Source organism: Seonamhaeicola marinus (assembly GCF_008085455.1).
This window is the reverse complement of sequence record NZ_VSDQ01000306.1, coordinates 1-215: the sequence shown is the minus strand read 5'-3', so window position 1 is coordinate 215 and position 215 is coordinate 1. Positions and strand designations below refer to the sequence as shown.

Here is a 215-nt window from a genome sequence, read left to right as displayed (position 1 = left end):
CTACTCAAAACAGTTTAACGCCATAGAGTTAAATGCAACTTTTTATAGAATATTTCCAGCAGAACAATTTGCTAAATGGTATGATAAAACACCTGCTAACTTTAAATTCTTTCCTAAATTAAATCAAGAAATAAGCCATTGGAAACGTTTAAATGACACTAAAGAAGTAGTGGAACATTATTTATATAATGCGTCTAATTTAAAAGAAAAATTAG

1 protein-coding gene is annotated in these 215 nt (G+C 27.4%); it reads left to right on the top strand.

Going from position 1 to position 215, the window contains the following annotated elements:
* A partial coding sequence (locus FUA24_RS04090; RefSeq protein WP_148540163.1) for a DUF72 domain-containing protein occupies positions 1-215 on the top strand: 215 nt, incomplete at both ends.